The sequence below is a fragment of the Mesorhizobium sp. USDA 3734 genome (assembly GCF_056279665.1).
Genome location: NZ_JBWCCW010000001.1, coordinates 74,611 through 89,107, shown reverse-complemented (window position 1 = coordinate 89,107; position 14,497 = coordinate 74,611). Strand labels below are relative to the sequence as shown.

At 63.9% G+C, this 14,497-nt stretch carries 13 protein-coding genes and 1 pseudogene; 8 read left to right on the top strand and 6 right to left on the bottom strand.

Annotated features, from left to right (window positions below; translation table 11 throughout):
* Positions 1-50: 50 nt before the first annotated feature.
* From ACZ89F_RS00460 to ACZ89F_RS00440, 5 genes are all read right to left on the bottom strand, one after another.
* Positions 51-1,688 (bottom strand): copper resistance CopC/CopD family protein, encoded by a 1,638-nt coding sequence (locus tag ACZ89F_RS00460; RefSeq protein WP_476089924.1) that lies wholly within the window; start codon positions 1,686-1,688, stop codon positions 51-53.
* 52 nt (positions 1,689-1,740) lie between these two features.
* Entirely contained in the window at positions 1,741-2,259 is a 519-nt protein-coding gene (locus tag ACZ89F_RS00455; protein WP_476089923.1) for a YcnI family copper-binding membrane protein, read from the bottom strand.
* A gap of 41 nt (positions 2,260-2,300) precedes the next feature.
* Entirely contained in the window at positions 2,301-2,840 is a 540-nt protein-coding gene (locus ACZ89F_RS00450; RefSeq protein WP_476089922.1) for a copper chaperone PCu(A)C, read from the bottom strand.
* A 97-nt stretch (positions 2,841-2,937) separates the two neighbouring features.
* A complete protein-coding gene (locus ACZ89F_RS00445; RefSeq protein ID WP_476097185.1) occupies positions 2,938-3,294 on the bottom strand; it encodes a DUF2946 family protein in 357 nt (118 codons plus the stop codon).
* Between the two features lie 216 nt (positions 3,295-3,510).
* Positions 3,511-4,413 carry a GntR family transcriptional regulator gene (locus tag ACZ89F_RS00440; protein ID WP_476089921.1) on the bottom strand — a complete coding sequence of 301 codons (903 nt, stop codon included), beginning with the start codon at positions 4,411-4,413 and terminating at the stop codon, positions 3,511-3,513.
* Positions 4,414-4,641: 228 nt separating this feature from the next.
* Here ACZ89F_RS00440 and ACZ89F_RS00435 point away from each other — a divergent pair, with 228 nt between their 5' ends.
* The 6 genes from ACZ89F_RS00435 to ACZ89F_RS00410 all read left to right on the top strand — a co-directional run bounded on the left by ACZ89F_RS00435 (position 4,642) and on the right by ACZ89F_RS00410 (position 12,301).
* A complete protein-coding gene (locus ACZ89F_RS00435; RefSeq protein WP_476089920.1) occupies positions 4,642-6,147 on the top strand; it encodes a UxaA family hydrolase in 1,506 nt (501 codons plus the stop codon).
* A 61-nt stretch (positions 6,148-6,208) separates the two neighbouring features.
* Entirely contained in the window at positions 6,209-7,207 is a 999-nt protein-coding gene (locus ACZ89F_RS00430) for an aldo/keto reductase (protein ID WP_476089919.1), read from the top strand.
* A gap of 335 nt (positions 7,208-7,542) precedes the next feature.
* A complete protein-coding gene (locus tag ACZ89F_RS00425) occupies positions 7,543-8,535 on the top strand; it encodes an ABC transporter substrate-binding protein (RefSeq protein ID WP_013529529.1) in 993 nt (330 codons plus the stop codon).
* Between the two features lie 157 nt (positions 8,536-8,692).
* Positions 8,693-10,246 (top strand): sugar ABC transporter ATP-binding protein, encoded by a 1,554-nt coding sequence (locus ACZ89F_RS00420; RefSeq protein ID WP_476089918.1) that lies wholly within the window; start codon positions 8,693-8,695, stop codon positions 10,244-10,246.
* Positions 10,243-11,208 (top strand): ABC transporter permease, encoded by a 966-nt coding sequence (locus ACZ89F_RS00415; protein WP_476089917.1) that lies wholly within the window; start codon positions 10,243-10,245, stop codon positions 11,206-11,208. The genes ACZ89F_RS00420 and ACZ89F_RS00415 overlap by 4 nt, the downstream gene beginning before the upstream one ends.
* 73 nt (positions 11,209-11,281) lie before the next feature.
* Positions 11,282-12,301, top strand: coding sequence for a zinc-binding alcohol dehydrogenase family protein (locus tag ACZ89F_RS00410; protein ID WP_476089916.1), 1,020 nt, complete (start codon positions 11,282-11,284; stop codon positions 12,299-12,301).
* 257 nt (positions 12,302-12,558) lie between these two features.
* On the opposite strand, the gene phnF is transcribed toward ACZ89F_RS00410, so the two are convergent.
* Complete coding sequence (gene phnF, locus ACZ89F_RS00405; protein ID WP_476089915.1) at positions 12,559-13,308, bottom strand: phosphonate metabolism transcriptional regulator PhnF; 750 nt, start codon at positions 13,306-13,308, stop codon at positions 12,559-12,561.
* A gap of 115 nt (positions 13,309-13,423) precedes the next feature.
* On the opposite strand from phnF, the pseudogene phnG reads away from it, so the two are divergent.
* Both phnG and phnH read left to right on the top strand, forming a co-directional pair.
* Positions 13,424-13,886: pseudogene (phnG, locus tag ACZ89F_RS00400) on the top strand (phosphonate C-P lyase system protein PhnG).
* Positions 13,886-14,497: a phosphonate C-P lyase system protein PhnH gene (gene phnH / locus ACZ89F_RS00395; protein ID WP_476089914.1), complete on the top strand. Its 612-nt coding sequence runs from the start codon at positions 13,886-13,888 to the stop codon at positions 14,495-14,497. The pseudogene phnG and the gene phnH overlap by 1 nt, the downstream one beginning before the upstream one ends.

Sequence of the window (14,497 nt, the reverse complement as noted above, 5' to 3'; positions counted from 1 at the left end):
AATTGTGTTGCGGCAGACCATGATGAGTTCGGCCTTGAAGCGCCCGGCGGTCACGGCCTGATGTCGACGGGCGCCTCGATCTTCACCATCTCGAAGTCCGAGACCAGGATATCGATGCGTACCGTCCACCGGCCGGGTACCGGGATGACGAGATTGTCGACACGCCAGCTGCCGTCGCCGGGCTTGGTCGCAGCGCGCTTCAGCGACTCGATGCCGGAATCGGGCTTCGACAGCACCAGCGTCACCTCCTTGGCGTCGAGCGGGCCGAAATCGCCGCTCATGATGATCATAGAGGCGGCGACTGGTCCGGCATGGCCAGGCGTAATGCTGAGGTCAGCCATCGCTTGCAGCGCGTGGATATGGACCGAGACCGGTTGGGCGGCCGCGATCGCCAGCGCCCGTGGCGGCGGCGTAAAGCGCCAGCCCGCGGCAACACCGAAGATCGCCAACACGATCAGCATCTCAACGCCGATCGAGCGCACCAGCCTGCGCTGAACCTCCGTCGATCCGGCCTCTGCCGACGCGGTGAGTTTCCAGCGGTTGACGGCGGCAAGCGTGAACAGAAAGACCAGCAACCCCAGCTTGATCAGCAGCAGCCGGCCATAGGCGGTGTTGACCAGCGCCGCGGGTGTCTGCACCTGGACGATGGCAAGGACGATGCCGGCAACGGCAAGCACGGCCACCACGGGCAGGATCATGCGAGAAAACCGCCGCAGGAATGGCGCGGCTTCCGCCGATTGCCCCTTCAGCGCCAGGCCGAGAGGCACCAGCGCGCCAGCCCAGAAGGCGATGCCGACGCCGTGCAGGAACACCATCGGCCGCGTCAGCCATTGCGGCTCCGCGGCACTGGCATGGCCGCTGGCGGCAAGGGCAATCCCCACCCCGGCCAGACCGGCCACCGCAAATGGCCTGGCGGTGGCGCGGGGGCCGGCCAGCGACAGCAGGCCGAGCCCCATCGCGATCAGGGCGACCAGCACCGTCCATCCGAAGCTGGTGCCTAGCCCGGTGCGCCAGATGACCGGCTGCGCCAGATGTGAGAGCGGCACCCCGAGCGCATCAAGCCCCTGGAAACCGAGCGACAAGGGTGCCGCGACCAGCCCGCACAGGATTGCAACGATGACAAAACGCCGGCCAGCCTGTCCGTCCCCGGCCAGCCAGGCGAGAGCGAAGGCGCCGCCGACGCCGAGGAAAAGGCCGATATAGAGTAAGACCTTGCCGACCCAGATGGCCGACCGCTGCTGCCAGTCGACGGCCTCGGACACCGCCGGCGGCGCGCTGGGCGCGCCGATTGAAAACAGCAGCGATCCGCCGACCGGATGGCCGTCGGCGGAAATGACGCGCCAGCTCAGCACATGCGTACCGGATGCAAGCTTCCGGGGATTGTCGATCTCGACCGTCTGGTCGCTGAGCCGGAATGACGTCAGCGAAACCGGCGTGCCGTCGGGCTTCACCAAGGTCAGCACCAGTGGCGACACCGGCTCGCTGAAGGTCAATGAGAACTGTGACGGCCCTTGTTCCAGCACCGCGCCGTCGGCCGGATCGGTCTTGATCAGCGCGGCATGGGCGAAGGCCTGATCTGGCCCGGCCATGATGGCAAGAAGCACGATCATGGCCAACAGGCCGACGAAAAGCCTGCCGGCGCGTTGGCCGGTCATGGAAGCCGTTTGCAGGAAGGACGTCGTGCTCATGCCGCCACCAGGAGAATAGCGGCGCGCTTTTGAGAGCGCGCCGCCCGAACGATCATTTCTTCGGCAACAGCTTGATGCCGGGTGCCGGGTTTTCCAGCGCGTCCTCATCCTGGCCGGCTGCCGGGATTTCGATCCAGCGATCGGCAGTGCCATCGCATTCCTGCACCACCGGGAAGTAAAGTTTTTGGCCCACCGGGAGATCCGCCGTCAGCGTCGCACGGAAGACGAACTCGTCATAGAATTCATCCGGCAGGCTGCCGCCGCTCCAGTCGACTTCCTTGACCCCATCGGTCACCGCCTGACCGTAGAGCTGGTAGGATTTGTCGTACTTGCCCTTCTTGCTCTGCAGCGTCCAGCCGGGCTTCGGCATCGGCTTCACCGCGATCACCCCTTCCGGGATCTGCACACGCACGGCGGTCGTCGCCTTGCCGTCGCAACCATGCGGCACGCGCAGGACGGCCTTGTAGGTCGAACCGACGGCCGCTTCCTGGGTTTCGAGCGTGATATGCGCGAAGGCGGCATTTGTCCCGAGCACGAAAAGTGCTGCGGCCGCCAGAAGATACTTGTTCATGATGGTCCCTCAGATCTTCAAAATTTGTCTAGCTGGCGCGATCAATTGGCGTGATCATCCATGGCGCCACCACCCATGCCTTCGACAGCGAAATCGACGCTGACGTCGCCGGCCTTTTCGAAGGTCAGCGTGGCGGAAAACTTCTCGCCCTGCTTGGGTTGCCGCTTCAGGCCGATGAACATCAGATGATAGCCGCCCGGTGCAAGGGCGACCTTGCCGCCGGCCGGAATCTCCAGCCCGCCGGCAACCGGCCGCATGGTCATGACGCCGTCCTTGACGCCCATCTCATGCAGCTCGGCCTTTTCAGAAACATCCGAGGAAATCGACACCAGCCGGTCCGGCGCGCTGCCGTTGTTGGTGATGGTGAAATAGCCGCCGGCCACCTTGGCGCCGGCTGGCGTGGCACGCGACCAGGGATGGCCGATCTCGAGATCGCCAACCTTGAACTCATGCGCAAAGACGGACTGGGCGCCGACGAACGACAGCGCAAGAGCCAGCACGGCAATACCAAGACGCTCTTCAAAGTCTGACAGAATGCGGCCGAGCGTATCGCCCGCCGCTATACGGAAAAAATAGGACATGGTTGCTCCATGAAGTGATGGTCGCGCCGTTGCCGGTCGCGAGCAGTTTGATCTTTGGATGGGTACGCCCACGAAAGGTTCCGCCGGGCAAACAGGCTCAAGCCGTCAGCGGCGGCGCGCGCGGGTTCGACGGCGAGCGCTCGCGCGCGAAGTCGAGATGGATGGCCGCCGGGAAGACAAAGGCGACAGTTTCATAGGAAAGGCTGCCCAGCGCCAGGCCGGCATCGGGCGGCGGCGCAAAGGCCGGCGAAAACATGCTGCAGCCGAGCACGCAGCATGCGGGCAGATGGGACGGCGGCTGGTTGCCGCCGGGAAGCTGGGTTGCACCCTCATGGGTACAGATGACGTTGCCGAAGGCGTCGAACTGCGATGCATTGGGACCGGAGCCGAAGGCGAAGGCACCAAGCGTCGACTGGAGCAACAGCAGATAGGCCGCGACAAGCGCGACCAGTATGCTCCACCGTCTCCTCGATACGCCCAAAGCCCTGCCTCTTCGCAGCAACGCACCATACCTAGCACGGGGCTGGCGGGTGGAAAATCGCCAAATCGCCGCTGCGGCAACGCGGCAGGCTCAATGCATGTCGCCCAAGAATGTATAGCGGTTTTGGGACAACGACATGCATGGAACAAAGCCCTGAGGCGCGTCGCAGCCCTTCAGATGCGACGCGCCTCAGGATTTTTGTTGCGACCGGCTTTCCGGGATCGAGGTCAGCAAGGTCTGGCGCGCCGACTTCAGGTGCTTGCGGCAGGCGGCGTCGACCTTGCCGAGGTCACGCGATTTCAGCGCCTCGATATAGACCAGATGCTCACCTATCGCGACTTCGTTGCGCTCGCGTTCCTGCGCCTTGTTCCACTGGTAGTGGTAGTGGAAGATCATGGCGATGACGTCGTAGAAATCGACGATGAAGCGGTTGTGCGATGCCCGGTGGATGAGCCGGTGGAAGCGCTCGTCCAGCTCGGAGAATTCGTTGAAGCGAGAGGCGATCTCGCTTGCCAGTTGGCGATGCTCGTCTTCCAGACGGTCGAGATCGGCCCAGACCGCGCTGTCCTGTGGCAGTGCGGCAAAGGCGGCCGCCGAGCGCAGTTCGAACATCTCGCGGATTTCGGTCAGCTCCAGCGCGAAGGCGCGCGTAAAGCCCTTCAGCACCCAATGGCTGTTGCGGCGTTTCTCGATCAGGCCGAAACGGGAGAAGCGGATCAGGAACTCGCGCACGCTGGTGGTGCCAACGCCGATCTCGCGCGCCAGTTCGAGTTCGTTGATCTGCATGCCGGCCTCGGCGCCGCCGGCGAGCAGCCTGCGCATGAACGACCGCTCGATGATCTCGGCCAGCGTGTCTGTTTCTTCCTCGGGGAAGAAATCATCCGGACGCGGTTCGCGCAGCACCGTCTTGGCGCGCTTGTTCCAGGCGATCAGGCCGGTCTCTTCCATGCGCGCGAGAATGGTGCGCACCGTGGTGCGGCTGACGCCAAGCAAGGTGCCCAGTTCCGGCTCCGAAGGCAGGCTGCGCGTTTCGTCGAGCAGCCGCAGGCAGCGGTTATAGGCATCCTTGTAGACGTTGTTGCTCTTCGACATTCCTGACCCGTTGCACGCCGTCGCTTGCGGCGGCCGGTTTGAAGCGCAATATGACGTTCCCACGACCCTGAAAAGCGAAATCGCTTTCCGGAACACCCAAGGGCATGCGGAACTCCCCAGCGAAAAAACAATTGACGCAAAACTGTTTTTTCACGATAAAAGACATTATCTCTAAACAGGCGCGTGTCAATCCGCCCGCGCATCCCAGGATCACCCAGGAAACCGCCCGTGAACGCCTCCAACTGCATCCTTCTGTCCCCCGCCGACAATGTGGCAGTCGCCAACGGCCGCATCGAGATCGGCACCGCGCTGCCGGGCGGTGCCGTCGCCAGTGTGCTGATCGAGCCCGGCCACAAGGTGGCGATCAAGCCGATCGCCGCCGGCGAGGCCGTGGTGAAATACGCCCAGGCGATCGGTCGCGCGACACAGGATATTGCAGCGGGCGAGCACGTTCATTCGCACAATCTGGTTTTCGAATCCGGCCGCTTGCCGGTCGTGCCGCCGAGCGAGGCCGAGCACGCGACGGAGGCCGACCGCGCCCGCACCTTCATGGGCTATCGTCGCGCCGATGGCCGTGCCGGCACGCGCAATTTCATCGGCATCGTCGCCAGCGTCAATTGCTCGGCCACCGTCTGCCATTCCATTGCCGACACCGCCAACCGGACGCTGCTGCCGAAATATCCCGGCATCGACGGCTTCGTGCCCATCGTCCATGGCCAGGGCTGCGGCATGAGCGGCACCGGCGACGGCATGATGGTGCTGCATCGCACGCTTGCCGGCTACACCCGTCACCCGAATTTCGGCGGCGTGCTGATGGTCGGGCTTGGCTGCGAGGTCAACCAACTCACCCTCTACGGCCAGAAGGGCGTCGCCGCCGGCAAACGCCATTTCAACATCCAGGACGCCGGCGGTTCGCGCAAATCGGTGGAAAAGGCGATGGGCGTGCTGGCCGAGATTGCCGAGGAAGTCGGTCAGCTGAAGCGTGAGCCGATCCCGGTCAGCGAGATCGTCGTCGGCCTGCAGTGCGGCGGCTCCGACGGCATGTCGGGCATTACAGCCAATCCGGCGCTGGGCGCGGCCGTCGACATCCTGGCCGGCGTCGGCGGCATCGGCATCCTCTCCGAAACCACGGAGATCTACGGCGCCGAACATCTGCTCGCCTATCGCGCGGCAACGCCGGAGATCGCGCAGAAGCTCGACGGCTTCGTGAAGTGGTGGGAGGATCACGTCGCCAAGCACGGCGCCTCGATCGACAACAACCCCTCGCCCGGCAACAAGCGCGGCGGCCTCACCACCATCCTGGAGAAGTCGCTCGGCGCGGTCGCCAAGGGCGGCCAGACGCCGCTCAACGGCGTCTTCGGCTATGCCGAAAAGGTCACCGGCAGCGGCCTGGTGTTCATGGACACGCCCGGCTACGACCCGGTCTCGGCCACCGGCCAGGTGGCGGGCGGCGCCAACATCATCGTCTTCACCACCGGCCGCGGCTCCTGCTTCGGCTGCCGCCCGACACCGTCGATCAAGGTCGCCACCAACTCGACCATGTATCACCAGATGGAAGAGGACATGGACGTCAACTGCGGCGTCATCGCCTCCGGTGAAAAGACCATCGCCGGTATGGGCCGCGAGATCTTCGAACTGATCGTCGAGACGGCTTCCGGCCGCAAGACCAAGAGCGAGGACTTCGGCTACGGCGACAACGAGTTCGTGCCCTGGCATCTTGGCGCAACGCTCTAGATTGTACTGATATCGAGTAGACTGCCGAGCCGAACAGCGGCCGGCAACGGGAAGGTTGTGCATGGAAAAACGCCGCATCGGCCAGACAGCGCTGGAGGTCACCGAGGTCAGTTTCGGCGGTGCCGCGATCGGCGGTCTCTACCGCGCTTGTTCGCGTGAAGCGGCGATGGAGACCCTGCAGGGCGCCTGGGAGGCCGGCCTGCGCTATTTCGACACCGCACCCTTCTACGGTTTCGGCCTGTCGGAGCGCCGCTTCGGCGACTTCCTGCGCTACAAGCCGCGCGATTCCTATGTGCTGTCCACCAAGGTCGGCCGCCTGTTCCGCCCGGTGCCGGAAGATCAGGTTCCCGATCACTCCTATGTCGATCCGCTGCCCTTCGCGCTCGACTACGACTATTCCTATGACGGCATCATGCGATCGGTCGAGTTCAGCTATGCGCGGCTTGGCCTAAACAGGATAGACATCCTGTTTGTCCACGACATCGGCGTCTACACACACGGTGTCGAGAAGACCAAGCTGCACTTTCGCGAGCTGATGGATGGCGGCCTCAAGGCACTCGAAGAGCTGAAGCGGTCCGGCGTCATTTCCGCTTATGGGCTGGGCGTCAACGAGGTGCAGATCTGTCTCGACGTGATGCGCGAGGCGCCGCTCGACTGCATCCTGCTCGCCAGCCGCTATTCCCTGCTCGATCGCAGCGCCGAAGCGGAATTGCTGCCGCTATGCCGGGCGCAACAGACATCCCTGGTCATCGGCGGCGTCTTCAACTCCGGCATCCTGGCGACCGGGCCGGTGCAAGGCGCGCATTTCGACTACCGCCCTGCCAACCATGACGTGCTCGACCGCGTCGGAGCGATGGAACGGATCGCTGCCGAGGGCGGCTATCCGCTGGCCGCCGCCGCGTTCCAGTTCCCCTTGCATGAACCCGCGGTCGCCACCGTGCTGACCGGCACCGCCAAGCTGGCAAATCTGACCCGCAACCTCGAGCTGCTCGACATCGACGTGCCGGAGACGGAATACGCCAAATATCGCCCCTATACGCTGGTGCAGGAGCTGGCGTGAAACGCGCACCCACCTCACGGTGAACGGTGACCCGTGCTTCACATTCTTGCGATCCTACTGAAAGAATGAACATTCCATATTGACGAATATGTGGAATTAATATTCCATATGCTCACGAACTGAAACGGGAGTGTTGACTGCGGCAAGGGAGTGGCGGCGCACAATCTTCCCTGCCCAGACCTCGGCAAGACTGGCGTCAAACACCGCTTGCATCGGCTGGATCGATGCTCTATCAAAACATGGCAAATGTTTTTTATTGATAAAGTTCCGTTTGGGCCACGCCTATCCGGACGGAGCTTCCGTAACGTTCACCGGGCGACTTAGGGAGGAACCTCATGAAATTCGTGACCAGCATTCTCAACCGCCGCGCCGTCATGGCGCTGGCAGCAGCTTCGATGCTCGCCGGCGTCATGCATTCGGCGCCGGTTTCGGCGGCGGATGTGACCATCCCGATTATCGTCAAGGACACCACGTCCTTCTACTGGCAGATCGTTCTGGCCGGCGCCCGCAAGGCCGGCAAGGATCTCGGCGTCAACGTGCCGGAACTCGGCGCCCAGGCTGAAACCGACGTCAACGGCCAGGTCTCGATCCTTGAGAACGCCGTTGCCAGCAACCCCGCGGCGATCGTCATTGCGCCGACCGAATTCAAGGCGCTTGGCAAGCCGATCGATGAGGCCGCTGCCAAGGTCAAGGTTATCGGCATCGACTCCGGCGCCGACTCCAAGGCCTTCACCTCGTTCCTGACCACCGACAATGTGCAGGGCGGCCGCGTCGCTGCCGACGGCCTCGCGGCCGCCATCGGCGCCGCCAACGGCGGCAAGATCGAGGGCGACGTCGCCCTGATCACCAACGCACCGGGCGCCGGCTCGCTCGAACAGCGCAAGCAGGGCTTCACCGAACAGCTGGCCGCCAAATATCCGGGCCTCAAGCTGGTTGCCGACAAGTACGCCGACGGCCAGGCCACCACCGGCCTCAACATCGCCACCGACCTGATCACCGCCAACCCGAACCTCAAGGGCATCTTCGCCTCCAACCTGATCATGGCGCAGGGCGTCGGTCAGGCTGTCGCCGAAAACAACCTTGGCGGCAAACTGGCGCTGGTCGGTTTCGACAGCGACGAGAAGCTGATCAAGTTCCTCAACGACGGCGTCATTTCCGCCCTCGTCGTCCAGGATCCCTACCGGATGGGCTATGACGGCATCAAGACCGCGCTTGCCGCCTCGAAGGGCGAAAAGGTCGAGGCCAATGTCGACACCGGCGCCAATCTGGTGACCAAGGACAATATGAAGGACCCCAAGATCGACGCGCTGCTCAACCCGAAGCTCTAAGCCGTCACATCCGAAATTGTCTCCGGGGCTCAGGCCCCGGAGACATAAGCTGCCGGCACAAACGGCTTGGCAATCCACAGGCTTAAGCTAGGCTGTTTTCGAGGCATATCCTTGCCTCGCCGCGTGCCAATCGTGCGGTCAATCTGGGAGGATTGTCATGATTTCGACGGCGCAGGAACTGCATCCCGCACCCGTGCTGGAACCGGGGCGGACCATCCTCGAATTGCGCGGGCTGGAGAAGCGCTATCCCGGCACCCACGCACTGAAGCCGGTCAACCTCGCTTTCAAATCCGGTGAGATCCACGCCATCGTCGGCGAGAACGGCGCCGGCAAATCCACGCTCATCAAGCTTTTGACCGGCGTCATGCCGCGCACCTCCGGAGAGGTCATCTGGGAAGGCCAGCCGGCTGCCCTGGCGACGCCGCATGAGGCGATGGCGCTCGGCATCAATGCCGTGCACCAGGAGGTTGTGCTCTGCCGTCACCTGACGGTCGCCGCCAACATGTTCCTCGGCGAGGAGAATTCGCGCTTCGGCATCCTGCAGCAGCGCGCCATGGTCAGGCAAGCGCAGAAGATCATCGACGATCTCGGCTTCGACCTGCCGGCGCATGTCACGCTGGGCGACCTGACCATCGGACAGCAGCAGCTGATTGCAGCGGCCCGCGCCACCGTGCGCGGCACCAAGTTCCTGATCTTCGACGAGCCGACCGCCTACCTCACCCGCAAGGAGGCCGACCAGCTTTTCACCCTGATCCGCCGGCTGAAGGGCGAAGGCGTCACGATCATCTACATCAGCCACCGTATGGAAGAGGTGTTCGAACTCGCCGACCGTGTTTCCGTGCTGCGTGACGGCACGCTGGTCGGCACACGCAACATCGCCGAGACCAACGATGCCGAGCTGGTCAAGATGATGATCAACCGCTCGATCGAGCAGGTCTACCACAAGGAGCATTTCACGCCAGGTGCCGCGATCATCGAGGCAAGAAACCTGTCCGGCAAGGGCTTCGAGAATGTCTCGATGACGGTTCGCGCCGGCGAGATCGTCGGCCTCTATGGCCTGATCGGCGCCGGGCGCAGCGAGTTCGTCACCACGCTTTACGGCCGCCACCGCAAGTCTGCCGGCCAGATCCTCTGGGAAGGCAAGGATGTCCAGGTCAATTCCGAGCATGACGCGATCAAGCTCGGCATGGCGCTGGCGCCGGAGAGCCGCCGCGACCAGGGGCTTTGCCTCAACCTGCCGGTCGGCCTCAATCTCAACCTGCCGATCTACAAACGCATTTCGAACAATCTGCTGATTTCGAGCGCGCAGGAGAAGACGCAAGCCGATCGCCAGATCGCCGATCTGCGCATCAAGACACCGACGCGCAATGCGCTGGCGTCCAGCCTGTCGGGCGGCAACCAGCAGAAGATCGTCATCGGCAAATGGCTGGCGCATGGTGCCAAGCTGTTCATCTTCGACGAGCCGACGGTCGGGGTCGATGTCGGCACCAAGGCCGAAATCTACCGTCTGTTCGGCGCGCTGTTGTCGAAGGGCGCCGGCATCATCCTGATCTCGTCCTACCTGCCGGAAGTCTACGAACTCGCCGACACGCTGCATGTTTTCCGGCGCGGCAAATTGGTGGCGACGCACGGTTTCCGCGCCGCCAGCCACGAGGACATTCTCACGCAGGCGCTCGCCGAGAAACAAGAAAAGCTGGGAGGACAGATATGAGCACCGAGGCGATTGCTGTCGAAAAACCGAAGCGCAACTATAACGTCCTGTTCGGGCTGACGCTTCTGGCGCTGCTGGTGCTGCTCTGGATCGTGCTTTCATTGGCAACGACGAGCTTCGCCTCCGGCAACAACATCGCCAATCTTTTGCGTCAGGGTTCGATGATCGCCATCATGGCGGTCGGCCAGACCTTCGTCATCATCACCGGCGGCATCGACCTGTCGGTTGGCGCGGTGGTCGGCTTCGCCACGGTCGTCGTCGCCATGATGATCAATGCCGGCTTCCCCATCTGGCTAGCCATCCTGGTGACGCTGCTGGTCGGTGTTGCCATCGGCATGTTCCACGGCTTCGGCATCGTCAAGATGGGCCTACCGCCCTTCATCATCACGCTGGCGACGCTGACCTCGCTGCGCGGTATCGGCCTTTTGATGACCAACGGCAATTCGATCAACATCAACAGCGACACCTTCACCGCGTTCTCGCGCAATTCCTTCATCGGCATCCCCAATTTGTTCTGGATGGTGATCTTGGTCGGCATTCCGGCCTATGTCTTCCTGCATCACAGCCGCTGGGGCCGGTATCTGTTCTCGGTCGGCTCCAACGCCGAGGCCTCTCGCCTGTCCGGCGTCAATGTCCAGCGCACCATCTACATGGCCTACACGCTGTCGGGCCTGTGCGCGGCCTTCGTCGGCGTGCTGCTGGCCGCCCGCATCGGCATCGGCAACCCGACCCAGGCCGAAGGCTGGGAGTTGCAGGCGATCGCCTCGTCGGTGATCGGCGGCACCTCGCTGTTCGGCGCCGTCGGCTCGGTGCACGGACCGTTGCTCGGCGCCTTCATCCTCGCCACCATCAACAACGGCGCCAACCTGCTCAACGTCAACTCGTTCTGGCAGCGCATCATCACCGGCGCGCTGATCATCATCATCGTCTACTTCGACGGGCTGCGCCGTCGCGGCAAGTGAGCCAACCCCACAATCAATGGCCGGCCCGACATGACTGCCGGGCCGGCGATTTCTCGACAGACTGGATTGAAGCATGAAAGCCGTCGTCTGCCGCTCGCCCGGCGACCTTGTCCTGGAAGACCGTCCCGCGCCCGGTGCGCCACCTGCAGGGTGGGCGCTAGTGGCGGTCAGCCATGTCGGCATCTGCGGCACCGACTACCACATCTTCGAGGGCAAGCATCCGTTCCTCGCCTATCCCCGCATCATGGGCCATGAAGTATCGGGAACGATCGTCAAGACCGGCGACGGCGTCGAACTGGCGGTTGGCGAACCCGTCGTCATCAACCCCTATCTTTCCTGCGGCAAGTGCATCGCCTGCCGGCACGGCAAGCCGAATTGCTGCGTCAGGATCGAGGTGCTCGGCGTGCATCGCGACGGCGCCATGTGCGAACGGATCCTGGTGCCGGCGCAAAACCTCTATCCGGCCAACGGCCTGTCACTGGCTGACGCCGCTGCCGTCGAGTTCCTGGCGATTGGCGCGCATGCCGTGCGGCGCTCACGCGCCGATCCCGGCGCCCGCACCCTGGTCATCGGTGCCGGCCCGATCGGGCTTGGCACCGCCATCTTCGCCCGCATCGCCGGGCTCGACGTGACGCTGCTCGACATGAGCAGCGAAAGGCTCGCCTTCGCCGCGAATGAGCTTGGTTTCCAGACCCTCGACGGCTCGTGCGGCGCGGAGCCCGATCTGGTTAGGGAGGCGACATCAGGCGAAGGCTTCGATGTGGTCTTCGACGCCACTGGCAACACCCAGTCGGTGCGGTCGGCCTTCGCCCATGTCGCGCATGGCGGGACGCTGGTGCTGGTCTCCGTCGTCAAGGACGACATCAGCTTTTCCGATCCGGAATTCCACAAACGCGAGATGACGCTGATCGGCAGCCGCAACGCGCTGCGCGCCGACTTCGACCATGTCGCCGCCTCGATCCGCAACGGCGCCGTACCGCTGGCCAAGCTCGTCACCCACCGCACATCGCTTGCCGAAACGCCGTCCGATCTCGCCCGCTGGGCGCATGAGAAATCCGGCCTGATCAAGGCTGTGATCGAGGTTGGGTCATAACATGGCAGACGGTGAACCCGGCCCGAATTGACGACGCCCGAGCCAGGTCGACCCCCACTCCGTCTCGGCTTCGCCGAGCCACCTCTCCCCCGATCGAAGGGGTAGAGGAAGGGTGCGAGTTCACCGACCTTGGCGCCCTTCCTCTCCCTCCGGAGGGGGGAGAGGTGGCGCTGCGAAGCAGCGACGGAGTGGGGGAAGCCGGTCCTCAAACGCCAAGCCGCTGACAAGTGAGCGCGGCCGAGCTAGGCCGTCACTCCCTACAGCGCCGACAGCTTCAGTTCCACCCGTTCGGCCGGGAAGCGCGACTCGGAAAACTGGATCGGCTGGCCGTCCGGCGTGACGTTGACGGCGACCGTGACCAGCACGATGGCGCCCGGCTGCAGGTCGAGATCGGCAAGGTCCGCCGCATCGGCATGGCGCGCCGACAGAACGGTCGATTGCCTGAGATAATCGTCGATGCCGAACCGCGCCAGCGATGCTGTGATCGAGCCGGTCTCAGCCATCGCTGCATCGATGCCGGCAAAGCGCCTGGCATCGAACCAGCCGGCCGCGCGCGATACCGGCCGTCCATCGGCTTCGCCGCGCGTCTCCAGCCGGATCACCTCGGCCCCCCTGGCAAGGCCAAGGCCTTCGGCGACGCGCTGGCTGGCCGGCTCGACCGACGAGGCGAGCAGGACGATGTGCCGTTCGGACGTTTGCCCCTGCAAGCCTGTCGAAAAACGTGTGCGCGCGCCAATCGGATAGGACAGCCGCTTGCGCGACAAGACGAAGGTCCCGCGCCCCTGCTCGGCCCGCAGCACGCCTTCCTGCACAAGGGCTGATATGGCGCTACGCACCGTGTGGCGGTTGACGCCATAGCGCTCGGCCAGTGCCACCTCGGGCGGCAGCGCGGCATTCTCCGCGAAATCGCCGATGGCGATCGCATGCAGGATCTTGTCGGCAATCTGCCGCCACAGCGAAACGCCGCTGCGCCGCTCGATGCTGTCCGCTGCCAGCCGTCCGACCATTGATTGCCCCGCCTTTTAGCCCTGTCATCCACCCGTCATGGACTCGCGCTAGATAATGGGTATAATTTGTATAGTTGTCTATATCAATAGATAAATTTAGCAAAGAGGAATGCTGATGCGAGGACAGGAAGCCCGCGACCAGGCCGAACGCAAGGCCGCCATGGCAACATTGGCGCAATCCAGCGGCGATGACATCGTCCGGCTCTGGAACGAGGCCGGCCTGCCTTCGGACGCTGAGCTGCTGCGCGGCCCCGAGACCGGCCTGGTCACCCTGCGCGGCCGCATCGGTGGTGGCGGCCGCGCCCTTCAATGTCGGCGAAGCGACCGTCACCCGCGCCACAGTCCGGCTGCCGTCCGGACAGGTCGGCCATTGCTATGCGCTTGGCCGCGACAAGCAAAAGGCAAGGCTGGCGGCCATCGCCGACGCGCTGTGGCAGGACCCTGCCCGCCGTGCCGATATCGAAACCAGAATACTGGCGCCTTTACGGTCGGCCCTGACCACGGCGCACGAGAAACGCCGCGCCGAGACGGCGGCAACGAAGGTGGATTTCTTCACCATGGTTCGCGGAGAAGACTGATGGACATTGCAGCGCAATCGATCGAGGGCGGTTTCGCCGATCCGGTCTTCAATGCCCAGACCGTATTCCGAGCGGTCATGGATGCGATGGCACGGCCGGGCAGTGTGCAACCCCTGCCGGCCTTCGCTCGCCCGCCGGCGCCGCTCTCGGCAAGCGCCGGCGCCATAGCGCTGGCGCTTTGCGACAACGACACGCCGCTGTGGCTCGACCCGGCTCTGCAAGCTTCCGCGGCGGTCAAATCCTGGCTTGGCTTCCACACCGGCGCGCCCTTGGCCAACACGCCGGCCGATGCGCATTTCGCTTTGATCGCCACGCCGGCCGAGATGATGTCGTTGGACGGCTTTTCGCAGGGCACGCAGGACTATCCCGACCGCTCGACCACACTGATCCTGCACGTCAGCGATCTCGTCTCCGGCACACCGCTGTTGCTCGAAGGTCCCGGCATCGAAACCAGCGCCACGATTGCACCGGCGCAGATGCCGCGTCATTTCGTCGAGCAGTGGAAGCAGAACAACAAGCGTTTTCCGCGCGGCGTCGACATCATCCTCGCCACCGCTGATGGCATAGCCTGCCTGCCGCGCACGACGCGCATCAAGACGATGGAGGCGTAA